At 68.9% G+C, this 14,902-nt stretch carries 16 protein-coding genes and 1 tRNA gene; 12 read left to right on the top strand and 5 right to left on the bottom strand.

Going from position 1 to position 14,902, the window contains the following annotated elements; translation table 11 throughout:
* Positions 1-4: 4 nt before the first annotated feature.
* The 5 genes from VIL76_RS00910 (at position 5) to VIL76_RS00930 (ending at position 6,880) form a co-directional block, all read left to right on the top strand.
* Positions 5-1,282, top strand: coding sequence for an FkbM family methyltransferase (locus tag VIL76_RS00910; RefSeq protein WP_332043098.1), 1,278 nt, complete (start codon positions 5-7; stop codon positions 1,280-1,282).
* Between the two features lie 92 nt (positions 1,283-1,374).
* Positions 1,375-3,159, top strand: a complete 1,785-nt coding sequence (locus tag VIL76_RS00915) for a hypothetical protein (RefSeq protein WP_332043099.1) — start codon at positions 1,375-1,377, stop codon at positions 3,157-3,159.
* Complete coding sequence (locus tag VIL76_RS00920) at positions 3,156-4,829, top strand: hypothetical protein (RefSeq protein ID WP_332043100.1); 1,674 nt, start codon at positions 3,156-3,158, stop codon at positions 4,827-4,829. The genes VIL76_RS00915 and VIL76_RS00920 overlap by 4 nt, the downstream gene beginning before the upstream one ends.
* Positions 4,830-4,861: 32 nt before the next feature.
* The gene (locus tag VIL76_RS00925; RefSeq protein WP_332043101.1) at positions 4,862-5,812 is read left to right on the top strand and encodes a UDP-glucuronic acid decarboxylase family protein; all 951 of its coding nucleotides are present in this window, start codon (positions 4,862-4,864) and stop codon (positions 5,810-5,812) included.
* A 45-nt stretch (positions 5,813-5,857) separates the two neighbouring features.
* Positions 5,858-6,880 (top strand): mechanosensitive ion channel family protein, encoded by a 1,023-nt coding sequence (locus VIL76_RS00930; RefSeq protein ID WP_332043102.1) that lies wholly within the window; start codon positions 5,858-5,860, stop codon positions 6,878-6,880.
* 12 nt (positions 6,881-6,892) lie between these two features.
* On the opposite strand, the gene VIL76_RS00935 is transcribed toward VIL76_RS00930, so the two are convergent.
* Positions 6,893-6,968: transfer RNA gene (locus tag VIL76_RS00935), tRNA-Lys, on the bottom strand.
* A 125-nt stretch (positions 6,969-7,093) separates the two neighbouring features.
* Between VIL76_RS00935 and VIL76_RS00940 the strand changes: the two genes are divergently transcribed.
* Entirely contained in the window at positions 7,094-7,399 is a 306-nt protein-coding gene (locus VIL76_RS00940; RefSeq protein WP_332043103.1) for an Hpt domain-containing protein, read from the top strand.
* On the opposite strand, the gene VIL76_RS00945 is transcribed toward VIL76_RS00940, so the two are convergent.
* Together VIL76_RS00945 and gcvA are read right to left on the bottom strand one after the other, a co-directional pair.
* Entirely contained in the window at positions 7,396-7,704 is a 309-nt protein-coding gene (locus VIL76_RS00945; RefSeq protein ID WP_332043104.1) for a chorismate mutase, read from the bottom strand. The genes VIL76_RS00940 and VIL76_RS00945 overlap by 4 nt on opposite strands.
* Before the next feature lie 15 nt (positions 7,705-7,719).
* Positions 7,720-8,676 carry a transcriptional regulator GcvA gene (gcvA, locus tag VIL76_RS00950; RefSeq protein WP_332043105.1) on the bottom strand — a complete coding sequence of 319 codons (957 nt, stop codon included), beginning with the start codon at positions 8,674-8,676 and terminating at the stop codon, positions 7,720-7,722.
* 172 nt (positions 8,677-8,848) lie between these two features.
* Between gcvA and cobA the strand changes: the two genes are divergently transcribed.
* From cobA to VIL76_RS00980, 6 genes are read left to right on the top strand one after another with little or no spacing between them, the layout of a single operon-like run.
* Positions 8,849-9,679: a uroporphyrinogen-III C-methyltransferase gene (cobA, locus tag VIL76_RS00955; RefSeq protein WP_332043106.1), complete on the top strand. Its 831-nt coding sequence runs from the start codon at positions 8,849-8,851 to the stop codon at positions 9,677-9,679.
* Positions 9,676-10,035 carry a DUF2849 domain-containing protein gene (locus VIL76_RS00960; RefSeq protein ID WP_332043107.1) on the top strand — a complete coding sequence of 120 codons (360 nt, stop codon included), beginning with the start codon at positions 9,676-9,678 and terminating at the stop codon, positions 10,033-10,035. Before cobA ends, VIL76_RS00960 begins: the two co-directional genes overlap by 4 nt.
* Positions 10,036-10,039: 4 nt before the next feature.
* A complete protein-coding gene (locus tag VIL76_RS00965; protein WP_332043108.1) occupies positions 10,040-11,695 on the top strand; it encodes a nitrite/sulfite reductase in 1,656 nt (551 codons plus the stop codon).
* Positions 11,679-12,179 (top strand): DUF934 domain-containing protein, encoded by a 501-nt coding sequence (locus VIL76_RS00970; RefSeq protein WP_332043109.1) that lies wholly within the window; start codon positions 11,679-11,681, stop codon positions 12,177-12,179. The genes VIL76_RS00965 and VIL76_RS00970 overlap by 17 nt, the downstream gene beginning before the upstream one ends.
* A 2-nt stretch (positions 12,180-12,181) precedes the next feature.
* The gene (locus tag VIL76_RS00975; RefSeq protein ID WP_332043110.1) at positions 12,182-12,946 is read left to right on the top strand and encodes a phosphoadenylyl-sulfate reductase; all 765 of its coding nucleotides are present in this window, start codon (positions 12,182-12,184) and stop codon (positions 12,944-12,946) included.
* Between the two features lie 26 nt (positions 12,947-12,972).
* Positions 12,973-13,788 (top strand): ferredoxin--NADP reductase, encoded by an 816-nt coding sequence (locus VIL76_RS00980; protein ID WP_332043111.1) that lies wholly within the window; start codon positions 12,973-12,975, stop codon positions 13,786-13,788.
* Here VIL76_RS00980 and VIL76_RS00985 read toward each other — a convergent pair.
* Together VIL76_RS00985 and VIL76_RS00990 are read right to left on the bottom strand one after the other, a co-directional pair.
* On the bottom strand, positions 13,785-14,291 hold the full coding sequence (locus VIL76_RS00985) for an AAA family ATPase (RefSeq protein ID WP_332043112.1): 507 nt from the start codon (positions 14,289-14,291) through the stop codon (positions 13,785-13,787). The genes VIL76_RS00980 and VIL76_RS00985 overlap by 4 nt on opposite strands.
* Positions 14,292-14,381: 90 nt before the next feature.
* On the bottom strand, positions 14,382-14,861 hold the full coding sequence (locus VIL76_RS00990) for a 3D domain-containing protein (protein WP_332043113.1): 480 nt from the start codon (positions 14,859-14,861) through the stop codon (positions 14,382-14,384).
* Positions 14,862-14,902 lie beyond the last annotated feature (41 nt).

The raw sequence follows: 14,902 nt of genomic DNA on the forward strand, positions 1-14,902 counted from the left end.
CTTCATGCGCCCCTCAGTCGTCCAGGCCCTGCGCTTCCAGGGGTATGCGCCGCGTACCCTGCTCGATGTCGGCGCGCACGTCGGCGACTTCACGCGGGGGTTCCTCGAGCACTTCCCGGACTGCCGCCCGACCCTGGTCGAGCCGAACCCTCATTGCCGCCCGGCGCTGGAGCTGATGCCGTTCGAGCGGCACGAGGTCGCCGCCTTCCACGAGGCCGGCCGCCAGCAATTCTTCCTCTCCAAGCAGTGGCTGCAGTCGACGGGCTCGTCGCTCTATCGCGAGAAGAGCGACTATTTCCGCGACGAGCTGGTGGAGATGCACGAGGTGGAGACCGTCCGTCTCGATGACCTGTTCGAAGGCCGACGGTTCGACTTCGTTAAGATTGACGTCCAGGGCGCCGAGCTCGACGTGCTGCGCGGCGGCGAGGCCGTCCTGCGGCAGGCCGACTACATCCTGCTCGAGATCCCCGTCGTCGACTTCAACGAGCGCGCGCCCGAAGCCGAGACGATCTTCGCCCAGCTACACCGGATGGGCTTCCACTGCACCGAGGTGATGGAGGTCCACCGCCTGCCGGACGTGAACGCCAACGGCATCCTGCAGATGGACTTCCTGTTTGAGCGCAACGTGAAGCGGCCGTCGCAGTCCTACGCCTACGGCCCGCTGCACGGCCACGACGAGCTGCTGGAATGGCTGAGGCAGCAGAAGGCCAAGTGCCCGGACTTCACCGTCATCGACGTGGGCGCGGCGGCCAATCCCTGGTCGGCGGAGGTGCTCGACGCCACTTTCGACATGAGCGAGTGCGGGGTCGCCCCGCTGCACTTCCGCGGCAACCTCAACGACAGCCGCAGCTTCGACGAGGTGCTGCGGCACGTCGCCCGCCACGGCCGCTTCTCCTACTGCATCTGCTCTCACACGCTGGAGGACCTGGCCTACCCGGCCATGGCGCTGGAGATGCTGCCGCGCATCGCGGAGGCGGGTTACATCGCGGTGCCCTCGCGCTACCTGGAATCGCTGCGGCCCGAGGGGCCCTACCGCGGCTTCATCCATCACCGCTGGGTGCTCGACACCCTAGGCGATGAGCTGATCCTGGCGCCCAAGCTGCCGTTTCTGGAGCATCTGTCGCTGGGGGAGGAGGGCGGCTGGACCGCCCAGCCGGACCGGTTCGAGTTCCAGATGACCTGGCGCGGCGCCATCAACTTCAAGGCGCTCAACGGCGACTACATGGGCCCGACCATGGGCGACGTGGTCGACATGTATGGCCGGTTCCTCGACCGGCCGTGACACCATGCCGCCGCGATTGCGCGAACTGCGGCGCGCCGCGGCGGCGACTCATCTCATGATCAACCGGTTAACGCCCAAAGGGGACTGAAGGCATGCGCTCGCCCGCCGACATGGACATCGTCCAGATCGACATCAGCACGAAGTGCCACCTGAAGTGCTCCAACTGCACGCGGCTGATCCCCCACCAGCCGTCGCGGGACGACATGTCGCTCGAGACCTTCGAGCGCGCGGTGAAGAGCATGGAGGGCTGGAACGCCCCCAACAAGCTGATCGGCATCATCGCCGGCGAGCCGACCCTGCATTCGAACTTCGAGGAGATCTCGCTGAAGTTCGCCGAGCTGTGGGGCGGGGAGAACACCACCAACGGCCGGTTGCCGATCAAGGACTTCAACGACTTCGCCACCGAGCGCCTGTTCGACCGCTCCAATGGCCGTGGACTGTGGACGAGCCTCGGGAAGGGCTTCTACCAGCACTACGAGACCATCATGGAGGTCTACAGCCACTTCAACACCAACACCCACGAAAGCGCCGGCCAGCACCAGGCGCTGCTGATCACCCGCCAGGACTACATCAACGCCTCGGGCATCTCCGACGCGGAGTGGGAGCGCAACCGCGACGACTGCTGGGTGCAGAAGCTGTGGAGCGCCTCGATCAACGACAAGGGCGCCTACTTCTGCGAAGTCGCCGCCGCCATCGACCGTCTATATTTCGGCGGCAAGCACGCCTGGCCGGTCGAGCACGGCTGGTGGCAGCGCAAGCCGGAGGATTTCGGCGCCCAGCTCGACCTCTGCAACTACTGCGGCCTGGCCCAGCCCGGGCCGTCGCAGCTCGACATCCTCGACCGCGACATCATCTCGGTGGAGAGCCGCGAGCTCCTGAAGAAGGCCGGCAGCCCGGCGGTCAAGAAGGGCAAGTACGAGCTCTTCGACGCCGTCCTGCACAAGCAGAAGCGCTCCGTCGAGACGCGCGACAACTACGTGGGCGAGGCCTCGAACGGCCGCCGCGTCGGCATCGGCAACGACTCCATCCGGCCGAAGAAGCTGTCATGCGTCGTGGTCTCGGTGGGCTACGGCAAGTACCTGGCCGAGACCCTGCCGAAGAACATCGACCTGTTCGACGAGGTGGTGGTCGTGTCCTCGACGGAGGACATCGAGACCCACGAGGTCGCCCGCGCCCACGGCGCCAAGCTCGTCCTCTCCGACCGCTGCTACGAGGACGACCACGCCTTCAACAAGGGCAAGATGCTCAACGACGGCCTGGCCGCTCTGAAGGAGCCGGACTGGATCGTGCTGACCGACGCCGACGTGATCCACGCCCCGCAGCTGCGCGAGCTGTTCTTCGCCCACTCCTGGAACCCCGGCTGCTTCTACTTCACCGGACGTTTCGACAGCGCGCCGGTGGCGGGCCAGAACGACAAGGTCAACGCCCAGCCCAACGGCTATTTCCAGCTCTTCCATCCGAAGGCCAAGGCCATCCGCGAGCGCTGGCCGAACCTGATGTGCGAGGAGTTCTGCTCGGCCGGCGGCGTCGACAGCTGGTTCTGGCAGCAGTGGGGCTGGCACCGCATGGTCGCCGTGCCCGAGTTCTCCGTGCACCACCTGGCCAGCGACAGCCTCGGCCAGAACTGGAACGGCGTGGAGCGCAAGGAAGGCAAGTGGCGCCAGCTCGGCGTGCTCACGGTGAACGGCATCTCCGGGTTCGGCGACGTCACCGAGCTGCCCGAGGTCCTGAAGCTCACCGACACCCTCTATGGCCAGAGCGTGGTGATCGAGGTGAAGGACCTCGACAGCTACGCCAAGATCCTGCCGACCGGCGGACTCGAGTTCATGGGCAAGGCGCTCGGCCACAGCCACGTGCACGTGGCGTACAAGGCTTGACGGCGACGTTCCACCACTGGGGCTGGCCCACCAAGGCCGCCGAGCCGGAGCCGCAGGGCGATCCCATGCTGCGGCTCGGTCGTGAGCTGATGGCCGAGGGCCGGCCCGACCGGGCGCTGACGATCTTCGAGCACATGCACGCGCAGCGCCCGCTCGACCCCGAGCCGCTCAGCGACGTGGTGGCGGCCCTGGCCGCCGGCGGCCGCACGCTGGAGGTCCTGCACCGGCTGGCCGACCTGCAGTCGCTGCACGGCGGGCCGGCGCCCGTCGCCGACCAGATCCGCGAGCACGGCACCGCGGCCATCGCCAAGTTCAACGCCGCCATCTCGGCCCAGAAGATCGAGGAGGCGGCCCAGTACGCCGAGGCCCTGGCGCGGCTGATGCCGACGGCCTCGGGCGTCGTGGCCGCCGCGCTGTCCTGCAACCAGGCGCTGGGCCGCACCGACGAGGCCCAACGCTACGCCCGCGCCCTGGTGGCGCTGGAGCCCGGCAACGTCGCCGCCCACACGGCGCTCTGCGACCTCGCCAAGGCGGCAGGGGACGCCGAGGGCGAGATCCGCCACCGGATGGCCATCGCACTCGCCGAGCGGGCGGACGTCGTCCCGCTGATCCGCCTGCGCGACATCCACGACGTCGCCAGCATGATCCTCTGCCGGCCGCTGACGCCGGACTCCGAGGCCCAGCTCGGCGCCCTGCTCAAGGCCGGCCTGGCCTTGGACATTCCCGCACCCGAAGGCTCCGAATGGGCCGCCTGGGCCAAGCACTATGGCGTGCTGCTGCAGGCCATCGACCTCGACGCCATAGCCGCGGCCACGCCTGCCGCCGGCCCGGAGCCCGAGCTCGCCTTCCTGAGCTCCAAGGGCAGGGCCATGGACTGGAAGGCCGTCCAGGCACGGGCCAGGAAGCTCGGCGCGCAGGCGGTGTTCTTCGCCGCCGCCGATGCCCACTACGTCGAGCTCTACGCCCGCTGGTACGTGCTGAGCCTGCTCAAGTTCTGCGACGTCCCCTTCATGGTGGTGGTCCATGTGATCGGCGGCGCCGCCAGCCTGAAGGCTGCGGCGAAAACCGTGGGAATCCAGGATGATCGCCTCGTCTTCTGCGGCGATTCCTTCGACGCCTCGGCGGTGGCCACCAAGGCCTACGACGCCCCGCCCAAAGGCCAGGCCGAGAAGCCCATCGCCCACTTCCAGTGCGTCCGCTTCCAGCGCCTGGGCGAGCTGCTGACGAGGCTCGAGCGGCCGGTCTTCGTCTCCGACATCGACCTCCTCCTGCAGCGCGGCGTGGCCGACCTGCTGGACCGCCACGCGGCCGCGGACCTCGTCCTCAACGAGAACGAGCTCAGCTGGAACGCGGGCTCCAGGATCACCGCCAACCTGCTGCTGCTGAAGCCCACCGGCAACGCCCAGGCGTTCCTGCGCTTCCTGCGGGCCTACCTGGACGACAAGCTGGGCCGGCCCGAGGTCACCCGCTGGATCGACCAGGTCGCCCTGGTCCACGCCCGCCACCACCTGGTCCGGCACGGTTTGGACCCGCAGATCGGCTATTTCGACACCGCCACCGACATCAACAACGTGATGTACCCGAGCTTCCAGGCGCACCCCTTCCGCTTCCTGTCCCTCTACCACGGCTTCGACACGTCGAGCTTGGAGGACCCCCGCGTCCTCGGCTAAGCCGTTCCGCGGAGAGCATCTTAAGGGGTCCCATGAAGCGTATCCTGGTCACCGGCGGCGCCGGCTTCATCGGCTCGCACCTGTGCGAGCGGCTGCTGGCGGCGGGCAATGAGGTGCTGTGCGTCGACAATTTCTACACTGGCGTGCGCCGTAACGTGACGCACCTGCTGGACAACTCGAACTTCGAGCTGCTGCGCCACGACGTGACCTTCCCGCTCTTCGTGGAGGTCGACGAGATCTACAACCTGGCCTGCCCGGCCTCGCCGATCCACTACCAGTACGACCCGGTCCAGACGACCAAGACCAGCGTCCACGGCGCCATCAACATGCTGGGGCTGGCCAAGCGCCGGAAGGCGAAGATCTTCCAGGCCTCCACGAGCGAGGTCTACGGCGACCCCACAGTGCACCCGCAGCCGGAGGAGTACTGGGGCAACGTCAACCCGATCGGCTACCGCTCCTGCTACGACGAGGGCAAGCGCTGCGCCGAGACCCTGTTCTTCGACTACCGCCGCCAGCACAACCTGCGCATCAAGGTGGCGCGGATCTTCAACACCTACGGCCCGCGCATGCACCCCAACGACGGCCGGGTGGTCTCCAACTTCATCGTCCAGGCCCTGAAGGGTGAGCCGATCACCCTCTACGGGGAAGGCCACCAGACCCGCTCGTTCTGCTACGTCGACGACCTGGTGGAAGGCTTCATCCGCTTCATGGGGACGGACGATGAGATCACCGGGCCGATCAACCTGGGCAATCCCGGCGAGTTCACCATCCGCCAGCTCGCGGAGATGGTCGTGGACCTCACCGGCTCGAAGTCGGCCATCGAGTACCGGCCCCTCCCGCAGGACGACCCCCAACAGCGCCAGCCGAACATCGCCAAGGCCAAGGAACTCCTCGGCTGGGAGCCCAAGATCGTGCTCCGCGACGGCCTGACCCGCACCATCGCCTACTTCGACGAGCTCCTGAAGGAGAACGTCCCGGTCTGAGCCTGACCGGAACAGCCAGGCCGCGCCCGACGTTGGCCGGGCGTGATGGGTGATCTCGACAACGTCGGCGGCCTGGTCCTGTTCGCCATCGGCCGCACGCCCGTGACGCTGGGCGGCGTGCTGACCGGGCTCCTGCTGATCACGGCGGGGTTCGTGGCGGCCCGGCTGGCCGGAGCCGGCCTGCGCCGCATCCGCGGCCGCGTGCACTCCGGAGCCGCAGCGCTCTACATCGTCGAGAAGCTGGTCTCATACGGGCTTGTGATCGTCTTCTTCATCGCCGGCCTTTCGACGGTCGGCCTGAACCTGTCATCCCTGGCGGTGTTCGCGGGCGCCCTCGGCGTCGGCGTGGGCCTCGGCCTGCAGGGGCTGGTGAAGGAGTTCGTCTCCGGCCTTGCCCTGATCTTCGACCGGGTGCTCAACGTCGGCGACTACGTGGAGCTGGAGGACGGCAAGCGCGGGCTGGTGCAGGAGATCGGGCCCCGCGCGGTGCGCATCCGGACCAACGACAACATCGACATCGTCGTCCCGAACTCGAAGTTCATCGACGGCCCGGTGATCAACTGGACCCTGCACAACGAGACCCGGCGCATCCACATCCCGTTTAGCGTCGCCTACGGCTCGAACCGAGAGCAGGTGAGGGACGTGGTCCTGGCGGCCGCCCAGAGCGTGCCCTTCACCAGCCCGGACACTGAGAGCCGCAAGAGCCAGGTCTGGCTGGTCGGCTTTGGCGACTCGGCCCTGAACTTCGAGTTGCTCGTCTGGCCGACGCTGGACGCCGTGAAGCGGCCGGCGGCGATGCATGCCGCCTACACCTGGGCCATCGCCGACGCCCTGGAGTGCGCCGGGATCGAGGTGCCGTTCCCGCAGATGGACGTGCGCCTGCGCAGCCTGTTCGGCCAGGAGGGCCGCCAGGCCCTGAGCGCGCTGAAGCTGGACTACGAGCCAGAGCCCGAACGTCCGACCGCTGCGCCGAACCCTACGGGCAAGAACGACGCCGCCGAGGACCTGGAGCGGCCGCTGCCGCCCCTGGACGCGCCGGTCAGCGACACGCCGCCGCCGCTGCACTGATGTTGAGGGAAGTGGTGGGTGCAGTAGGATTCGAACCTACGACCCGCTGATTAAGAGTCAGCTGCTCTACCAACTGAGCTATGCACCCGTCCCTGCGTCGCGGGGAGACGGAGCCCCCTGCGGCGAGGGCGCGGAACATACTGGAAAAAGCCGCCTTGGCAAGGCGGGCTCTCTTCACCCCGACGTAAGCTTCCGCAGTCTACGGTTGCGCTCATGTCCGCCGTCGATTTCACCTACCTGGAAACCTTCGTCGCCCACGATCCGGGCATCGTGCGCGAGGTGCTGGCGCTGTTCAGCGACCAGGCGCGAAGCTGGTCGGAAAAGCTCGACGGCGCCCCGGCCGACTGCCGTGACCTGCTGCATACGATCAAGGGGGCGGCGAGGGGCGTCGGGGCGAACGCCCTGGGCGACGCCTGCGCCGTGGCCGAGGCGCAGGCCACGCCCGACCTCTCACCTGTGCGGGCGGCGCTCGATGCCGTGGTGGCCGACATCGCGGCCTACCAGTCGGTGAAGGCCTAGGCCTCCGCGCGGATCGCGTCCCAGACGGTGAACTCGTAGGCGATGCAGCGCTCGATGAGCGTGCGCCACACCGGCTCGGCGATCTCCTCCGACAGCCCCGCCTCGCGGGCGGCGGCCTTCACCTTGGAAACCACGTCCTCGATCCGCGCCTCGTCGCGGACTGCGCCGCGGTCCTGTTTGATGCGCGCGGCGGCGTCCATGTACCCCTGGCGCTCGGCCAGCAGGGCGACCAGCTGGCGATCGAGGGCGTCCACCCCCTGGCGCACCTGCGCCATCGTGGTGCAATCGGCGGGAAGAACTCGCATCGGTACTCGTCTCGTCTAGATGCCGGCGCCGTTGTCGATGGCGCGCATCGCCTCCTCGTGCGCCTGCGCCTCGGCCTCGATCCAGCTGATGAACGCCTTTACCTGGGGGAGGCGGCCCTTGGCCTTCGGATGGACGAGGTAGTAAGCGAAGTCCACCGCCGTGGCGATCTGCAGGGGGGCGACCAGCCGGCCGGCCTCCAGGTCGGCCTGGGCCAGCGTCCGCTTGGCCAGCGCCACGCCGCGGCCGTTGGCGGCGGCCTCGATCACCAGGCTGGACTGGTTGAAGCGCGGGCCCCGGTGGCCGTCGATGCCGCGCAGGCCGCGGGCCGCCAGCCACATCGACCAGTCCGGGCAGCTGTCGTCGATGTCGGGCGAACCGTCGTGCAGCAGGACGTGGTGGGCCAGGTCCTCCGGCGTCGACAGCGGCTGTTCGGCCAGCAGCGCGGGGCTGATGACCGGGATGACCGCCTCGCTGACCAGCCGCTTCACCTCCAGCCCGGGGTAGCGGCCCGCGCCGTAGCGCAGCGCCAGGTCCACCTCGCCGGCGGTGAGGTCCACCAGCTCCATGCCGGCGTTCAGCCAGACGTCGACCTGCGGGTGCGCCCGCTCGAAGGCGCCCAGGCGGGGCGCCAGCCACTTGGCGGCGAACGAGGGCGGGGCGGTGATCGTCAGCCGGCGGCCGTCGACGGCGGCGGTGAGCAGGCTGGCGGCCTCGGCGAGTCGGTCGAAGGCTTCGCGGAGCGCGGGCAGGGCGGTCTGGGCTGCGTCGGTCAGCAGCAGGCCCTTGGGCGTGCGCTTGAAAAGGGCCGCACCGACGTAGTCCTCCAGATTCTGGATCTGCTGCGAGACCGCGCCCGGCGTCACCGACAGCTCGTCGGCGGCGCGGCTGAAGTTCAGGTGCCGGGCGGCCGCCTCGAAAGCGCGCAGCGCATTGAGCGGCGGCAGGCGGCGGCGCTCGTGGGTACGTTCCATGAGTTTTCCTGACAGCCCCGGCAGAAGTCCTCGCCTTGCGAAGTGGCGTCCCCGCCCCCTATTTGCAAGCGTCCGCCGATGTATCGGCCCTTTTCGTCGGTGGACATCGGCGGGGCGGGCGCCAGCCCGTCCCGTCTCGATTCAGACAGTTCAGCGTTTAGAGAAGCTAATTATGGCGCAATCCCGCGACAGGTCCAAGCGAGCCGACGGCCTGGTCGTCCTGGGCGGCAAGCCGCGGGTGCGTCCCGGCGCCGTCTGGTTGGTGGGCGCCGGCCCCGGCGACCCGGAGCTTCTCACCATCAAGGCGCTCAAGGCCCTGCAGCGGGCGGACGTGGTGGTCCACGACGGCCTGGTCTCCGACGAGATCCTCGACCTGGCGCCCGAAGGCGCGCGACGGATCTCGGTGGCCAAGCGCAAGTCGCGCCACACCTACGCCCAGGACGAGATCAACCGCATGCTGGTGGCCTTCGCCCAGGACGGCCTGAACGTGGTGCGCCTGAAGGGCGGCGACCCGTTCATCTTCGGCCGCGGCGGCGAGGAGCTGGAAGCCTGCCGCGAGGCCGGCGTGGAGTGCCACGTGGTTCCGGGCGTGACCGCGGCGCTGGCCGCCGGCGCCTCGGCCGGGGCCCCGCTGACCCACCGCGGCTCGGCCCAGGCGGTGACCTTCGTGACGGGCCACGCGGCGCACGGTGAGCCTGACCTCGACTGGGAAAGCCTGGCCAGGTCCAACCACACCGTCGTCATCTACATGGGCCTGTCGACCGCGCCGGCGATCGCCGCGCGCCTGATGGCCGCCGGCCGGGACGGCGCCACCCCCGCGCTCATCGTGGTGAACGCCTCGCGCGCCGACGAGCGGCGGGTGAAGACCACCCTCGGCGGCCTGGGTGAAGCGGCGTCGGCCTTGTCCGGTCCGGCCCTGCTGATTGTGGGCGAGGCCATGGCGCTCGCCGCCGAAGGCGAGGCCGAGGCGGTCGAAGCCCTGCTCAAGGGAGCCACCGCATGAAGGCCCTGACCGGCAACCGGCTCTCCGACGGCGAGGTCGTCTTCTGGAAGGACGGCCAGTGGGTCGAGCGCTTCCTCGAGGCGCAGGTCTTCGCGGAGGAAGACGCGGCCATCGCCGCCGAGGCCCACGCCAAGACCGAGCAGACCATCGTCGTCGACCCCTACCTGATCGACGTCATCGAATCCGAGGGCCTGTGGGCGCCGCTCAGCTACCGCGAGCGGATCCGCGCGCTCGGTCCGTCGAACCATCCGCAGCACGGCAAGCAGGCGGCCGGCGGCGACGACATCGCCGCCCTCCAGCATGCCCACGGCGCGGCCCGGTCCACCGGCCGCGTCGCCCTCATCAAGCGCAAGTAGACCGATGTACCGCTACGACCAGATCGACCGTGAATTCGTCGCCGACCGCACGGCCGAATTCCGCGAGCAGGTAAACCGCCGCCTGGCCGGCGAGATCACCGAGGACCAGTTCAAGCCGATCCGGCTAATGAACGGCCTGTATCTGCAGCTGCACGCCTACATGCTGCGGATCGCGATCCCCTATGGCTTCCTGAACGCCGCGAAGCTGCGCAAGCTGGCCTGGATCGCGTCCACCTACGACCAGGGCTACGGCCACTTCACGACGCGCACCAACCTGCAGCTGCACTGGATCAAGCTGAAGGACGCGCCGGCGATCCTGGAGCATCTCGCCGAGGTCGAGATGCACGCCATGCAGACGTCGGGGAACACCATCCGTAACGTCACCGCCGACCCCTATGCCGGCGCCACGTCCGACGAGCTGGACGACCCGCGCGTGTGGGCCGAGGTGATCCGCCAGTGGTCGACCCTGCACCCGGAATTCTCGTTCCTGCCGCGCAAGTTCAAGATCGCCGTGACCGCCGCCGCCAAGGACCGCGCGGCGACCAAGATCTACGACATCGGCCTGGCCATGCGCCGGGGCCGCAACGGTGAGCTGGGCTTCGAGGTGATGGTGGGCGGCGGTCTGGGCCGGACGCCCTACCTGGGCCCGACGATCCGCGAGTTCCTGCCCGTGCGCCACCTCCTGAGCTACCTGGAGGCGATCCTTCGCGTCTACAACCGCCACGGCCGGCGCGACAACATCTGGAAGGCCCGCATCAAGGTGCTGGTGGCCTCCCTCGGCGCCGAGGAGTTCGCCCGCCAGGTCGAGGACGAGTGGGCCAAGTCGGACCACGAGCGGACCGACGTGCCGGACACCGAGCTGGCCCGCATCCGCGGCTGGTTCACGCCGACCTTCGAGACCCTGCCGGCCCGCTCCGAGGCGCTGGAGCGCGCCAAGGCGGCCGACCCGCGGTTCGCCCGCTGGCTGCGCCGCAACACCCATCCGCACAAGCAGCCGGGCTACGCCATCGTCGACGTCTCGCTGAAGAAGCCCGGCGACACGCCTGGCGACATGTCCAGCGCCCAGATGGAGCTGGTGGCCGACCTCGGCGAGCGGTTCTCGCTCGACGAGATCCGGGTGCACTACAACCAGAACCTCATCCTGCCGCACGTGAAGCTCGACGACCTCTACGAGGTCTTCCAGGCGCTCGACGCCGCCGAGCTGGCGACGCCGAACATGGACCTGGTGAGCGACATCATCGCCTGCCCGGGGCTGGACTACTGCGCGCTGGCGAACGCCCGCGCCATTCCGGTGGCCCAGCAGATCGCCAAGCGCTTCGACGACGCAGAGCGCGCCGAGCTCATCGGCGAGCTGAAGATCAAGATCAGCGGCTGCATCAACGCCTGCGGCCACCACCACGTGGGCCACATCGGCATCCTCGGCGTCGATAAGAAGGGCGAGGAGTTCTACCAGGTCACCCTGGGCGGCTCCGGCGCCGAGGACGCGACGCTCGGCCAGATCCTGGGCCCGGCGCTGCCGGCCAACCGGGTCGCCGAGGCGGTCGAACAGCTGGTCGACGTCTACATGCGCGAGCGGAAGGAGGGGGAACGCTTCCTCGACACCTACCGCCGCACCGGCGTCGCCCCCTTCAAGGAGGCCGTCTATGCCGACGCGCATTAAGGTCGTCGAAGGCCGGATGCTGCCGGTCGAGGACCCCTTCACCAACCTGGACGACGACCAGGACCTGGTCCCGGGCGACGTGATCATCTCCCTGACCCGCTTCCAGGCGGAAGGCGAGCGGCTGCTCTCCGAGGGCCGCAAGGTGGGCGTGCGGCTGAACAGCGACGAAGAGGTGGAGGCTCTGGCCTACGACCTGCCGCGGATCGCGGTGGTGGCGCTGGCCTTCCCGAAATTCCGCGACGGGCGCCACTACTCGAACGCCCGGATCCTGCGCGAACGCTACGGCTACGCGGGCGAGGTGAGGGCGGTGGGCGACGTGCTGCGCGAGCAGGCCCACTTCATGCTCCGCGCCGGCTTCGACGCCTTCGAGCCGGCGGACGGCTCCTCCTCGCAGGACTGGGAGCACGTCACCAGGCGCTTCCGTCATGTCTATCAGCGCGCCGCCGACGACCGCGTCCCGGCCTTCGTGGAGCGGGAGCGTTGAGCTTGGCCTACGACAATCTCACCCGCCCCGCCGACGCCGGGCCCGAAACCGCCGAGCAGCTGGCCCAGCGGCTCGACGCCGAGTTGCGCCACGTCCACCCGCGCGAGGTGCTGAAGGCGGCCGTGAAGTTCTTCGACGGCCGGCTGGCGGTGGTCTCGTCCTTCGGGGCGGAGTCCGCCGTGCTGCTGCACATGCTGTCCGAAGTGAAGCCGGACACCCCCGTGCTCTTCCTCGACACCGGCATGCTGTTCGGCCAGACGCTGGACTACCGCAAGAGCCTCGCCGCCAGGCTCGGCCTCACCGACGTGCGCGACCTGCGCCCGCACTACCAGGACCTGGCCACCGGCGATCCGGACGCCAAGCTCTGGCAGAAGGATACGGACGCCTGCTGCCATATCCGCAAGGTGCTGCCGCTGGACCGCGCCATCGAGGGCTTCGAGGCCTGGGTGACGGGGCGCAAGCGCTTCCACGGCGGCGACCGCCTGCGGCTGCCTGTGGTGGAGTTCACCGACGGCAAGGTGAAGTTCAACCCGCTAGCCAACTGGCAGAAGGCCGACCTCGACGCCTACGCCGCCGAGCACGACCTGCCGGCTCATCCGCTGGTGGCCCAGGGCTTTCCGTCGATCGGCTGCTGGCCCTGCACCCAGCCGGTGGAGGCAGGCGAGGACGTCCGCGCCGGCCGCTGGAAGGGACAGGACAAGACCGAGTGCGGTATCCATGTGGCCCGCGCGCCGGGCGCCGTCGCCAACGTCGGCGGTGACATCTGATGGCCTACGACAAGCCTGAGAGTTCGATGACCGAAGTTGCCGCGGCCGCGCCGCCCCTGAAGGCGTCCGGCGCCTTCTACGTCGAGACGGTCACCTGGGTTCAGCACTGGACCGAGAGCCTGTTCTCGTTCCGCACCACTCGCGATCCCGGCCTGCGCTTCGCGTCCGGCCAGTTCGTGATGGTCGGGCTGATGAAGGAGGACGGCAAGCCGCTGGTCCGCGCCTATTCCATCGCCTCGCCGGCCTGGCACGAGGAGCTGGAGTTCTACTCCATCAAGGTGCCCAACGGCCCGCTCACCTCGCGCCTGCAGAACATCAAGGTGGGCGACCAGGTTCTGATCGGCCGCAAGCCCACCGGCACCCTGGTGCTGGACGGCCTGAAGCCCGGCAACCGGCTCTACATGCTGGGCACCGGCACGGGGCTGGCGCCCTGGCTGTCGCTCGCCCGTGACCCGGAGGTCTACGAGCGCTTCGACGACGTCATTGTCACTCACACCGTGCGCGAGGTCCGCGATCTCAACTACCGCGACCTGCTCGAGCACGAGCTGGCCAGCGACGAGACCCTGGGCGAGTTGATCGCGCCGAAGCTGAAGTACTATCCCACGGTCACCCGGGAGGACTTCAGGACCCGCGGCCGGATCACCGACCTGATCGAGAACGGCCAGCTATTCGCCGACCTCGGCCTGCCGCCGTTCAACCCGGCAGAAGACCGCGTCATGCTCTGCGGCGGCCCCTCGGTTCTGGCGGACCTGAAGCAGCAGCTCCTCGACCGCGGCTTTGAGGAAGGCTCCATCGCCAATCCCGGCGACTTCGTCCTCGAGAAGGCGTTCGTCGAGACCTAGCGGGCCCGGTCGAGCACGAACTCGGCCCGATCCTCCACCGACACCCGCGGCAGCTCCACGAGCTCGTAGCCGGCGGCCTGGTAGGCCTCCGCGCAGCGCTCGTAGGTCTCCACCGCCTCCGCCCAGGTCTGAATGCGCTGCGCGTCCTGGACATAGATCTCCCGCCAGGGCGGGGCGATGAAGGCCAGCCGGTGGTAGCGGCAGGTGCGTACGGCCTCGTCGGCGGCGGGGCAGGGGCCGCGGGCCCTGAGCATCGCCCAGGCGTCCACCAGGCTGCGGTCGAAGAAGGTCCGGCCCCGCGCCGCGCGATAGGCGGCCAGGTCCCGCTCCAACATCAGCTCCGCCAGCCGGGCCTGATCCGGCCGCACGCCGTGGGCCTGCAGGATCGCCCGCGCGCTCTCCTCCACCACGATCTCGCCGAGGCCCTGCAGGTGGCGCAGCAGTGTCGTCTTGCCCGCTCCGGGGCCGCCGGTGACGGCAAAGAAATTCGGCTGATGTAGCAAGGACTTTTCCCCGGAACGTGAGACATCGCGCCGCCGCGTCTGCGCCGGCGGCTGGCGGCTCCAGGGAGGATTGAGGGCTCGGGTCGGCGGTTACGCCGGCGGGCAGCCCTTGAAGTCGCCGACCTTCACCACCGACAGCTTGGCGAGGTTCAGCGGCATGGCCGGCTTCATCGATTGGGCACCGAGGCCGGTGTAGAGGTCGATCCGCTCGCCCTTGATGGCGCCGCCCACGTCGGAGGCGTACCAGTAGCCGTCGTGCAGCTTGCCGTCGGGCATCTTCAGGCCGACGGTCTCCTTGATGAACAGGACGCTGCGGCGCGGGATCAGCTTCTTGTCGACGGCCACGGTGCGCATGGCGACGACCTTGCAGCCAAGCGAATCCAGCGCGCCGACGCCCTTGGCGCCGGCATGGTAGAGCGTGGCCTTCACGTTCCAGCCGGGAGCGCCCGGAATGGAGCCCGTGATCACGGATTTAATCAGGTCGCCAATGGGATCACTGGTGGCGGCTTGCGCGTTGTTAGCCGCAAAGATCGTGGCGAAAGCGGCCAGGGCGGCGAGGCGGCGTCGCATGACGGCGTCTCCTTCGTCGTTGAACTGGTGCCGGGAGTCCT

It is taken from the genome of Phenylobacterium sp. (genome assembly GCF_036563285.1).
Classification (GTDB): domain Bacteria; phylum Pseudomonadota; class Alphaproteobacteria; order Caulobacterales; family Caulobacteraceae; genus Phenylobacterium.

Excerpts from the sequence above, each read along its gene's own strand:
- VIL76_RS00980 (WP_332043111.1), top strand. The coding sequence starts at position 12,973 with ATGACCGAAGTTGCCGCGGCCGCGCCGCCCCTGAAGGCGTCCGGCGCC.
- gcvA (WP_332043105.1), bottom strand. The coding sequence starts at position 8,676 with ATGGAACGTACCCACGAGCGCCGCCGCCTGCCGCCGCTCAATGCGCTG.
- VIL76_RS00910 (WP_332043098.1), top strand. The coding sequence starts at position 5 with ATGCGCCCCTCAGTCGTCCAGGCCCTGCGCTTCCAGGGGTATGCGCCG.
- VIL76_RS00990 (WP_332043113.1), bottom strand. The coding sequence starts at position 14,861 with ATGCGACGCCGCCTCGCCGCCCTGGCCGCTTTCGCCACGATCTTTGCG.
- VIL76_RS00965 (WP_332043108.1), top strand. The coding sequence starts at position 10,040 with ATGTACCGCTACGACCAGATCGACCGTGAATTCGTCGCCGACCGCACG.
- cobA (WP_332043106.1), top strand. The coding sequence starts at position 8,849 with ATGGCGCAATCCCGCGACAGGTCCAAGCGAGCCGACGGCCTGGTCGTC.
- VIL76_RS00945 (WP_332043104.1), bottom strand. The coding sequence starts at position 7,704 with ATGCGAGTTCTTCCCGCCGATTGCACCACGATGGCGCAGGTGCGCCAG.
- VIL76_RS00960 (WP_332043107.1), top strand. The coding sequence starts at position 9,676 with ATGAAGGCCCTGACCGGCAACCGGCTCTCCGACGGCGAGGTCGTCTTC.
- VIL76_RS00915 (WP_332043099.1), top strand. The coding sequence starts at position 1,375 with ATGCGCTCGCCCGCCGACATGGACATCGTCCAGATCGACATCAGCACG.
- VIL76_RS00970 (WP_332043109.1), top strand. The coding sequence starts at position 11,679 with ATGCCGACGCGCATTAAGGTCGTCGAAGGCCGGATGCTGCCGGTCGAG.
- VIL76_RS00925 (WP_332043101.1), top strand. The coding sequence starts at position 4,862 with ATGAAGCGTATCCTGGTCACCGGCGGCGCCGGCTTCATCGGCTCGCAC.
- VIL76_RS00930 (WP_332043102.1), top strand. The coding sequence starts at position 5,858 with ATGGGTGATCTCGACAACGTCGGCGGCCTGGTCCTGTTCGCCATCGGC.
- VIL76_RS00940 (WP_332043103.1), top strand. The coding sequence starts at position 7,094 with ATGTCCGCCGTCGATTTCACCTACCTGGAAACCTTCGTCGCCCACGAT.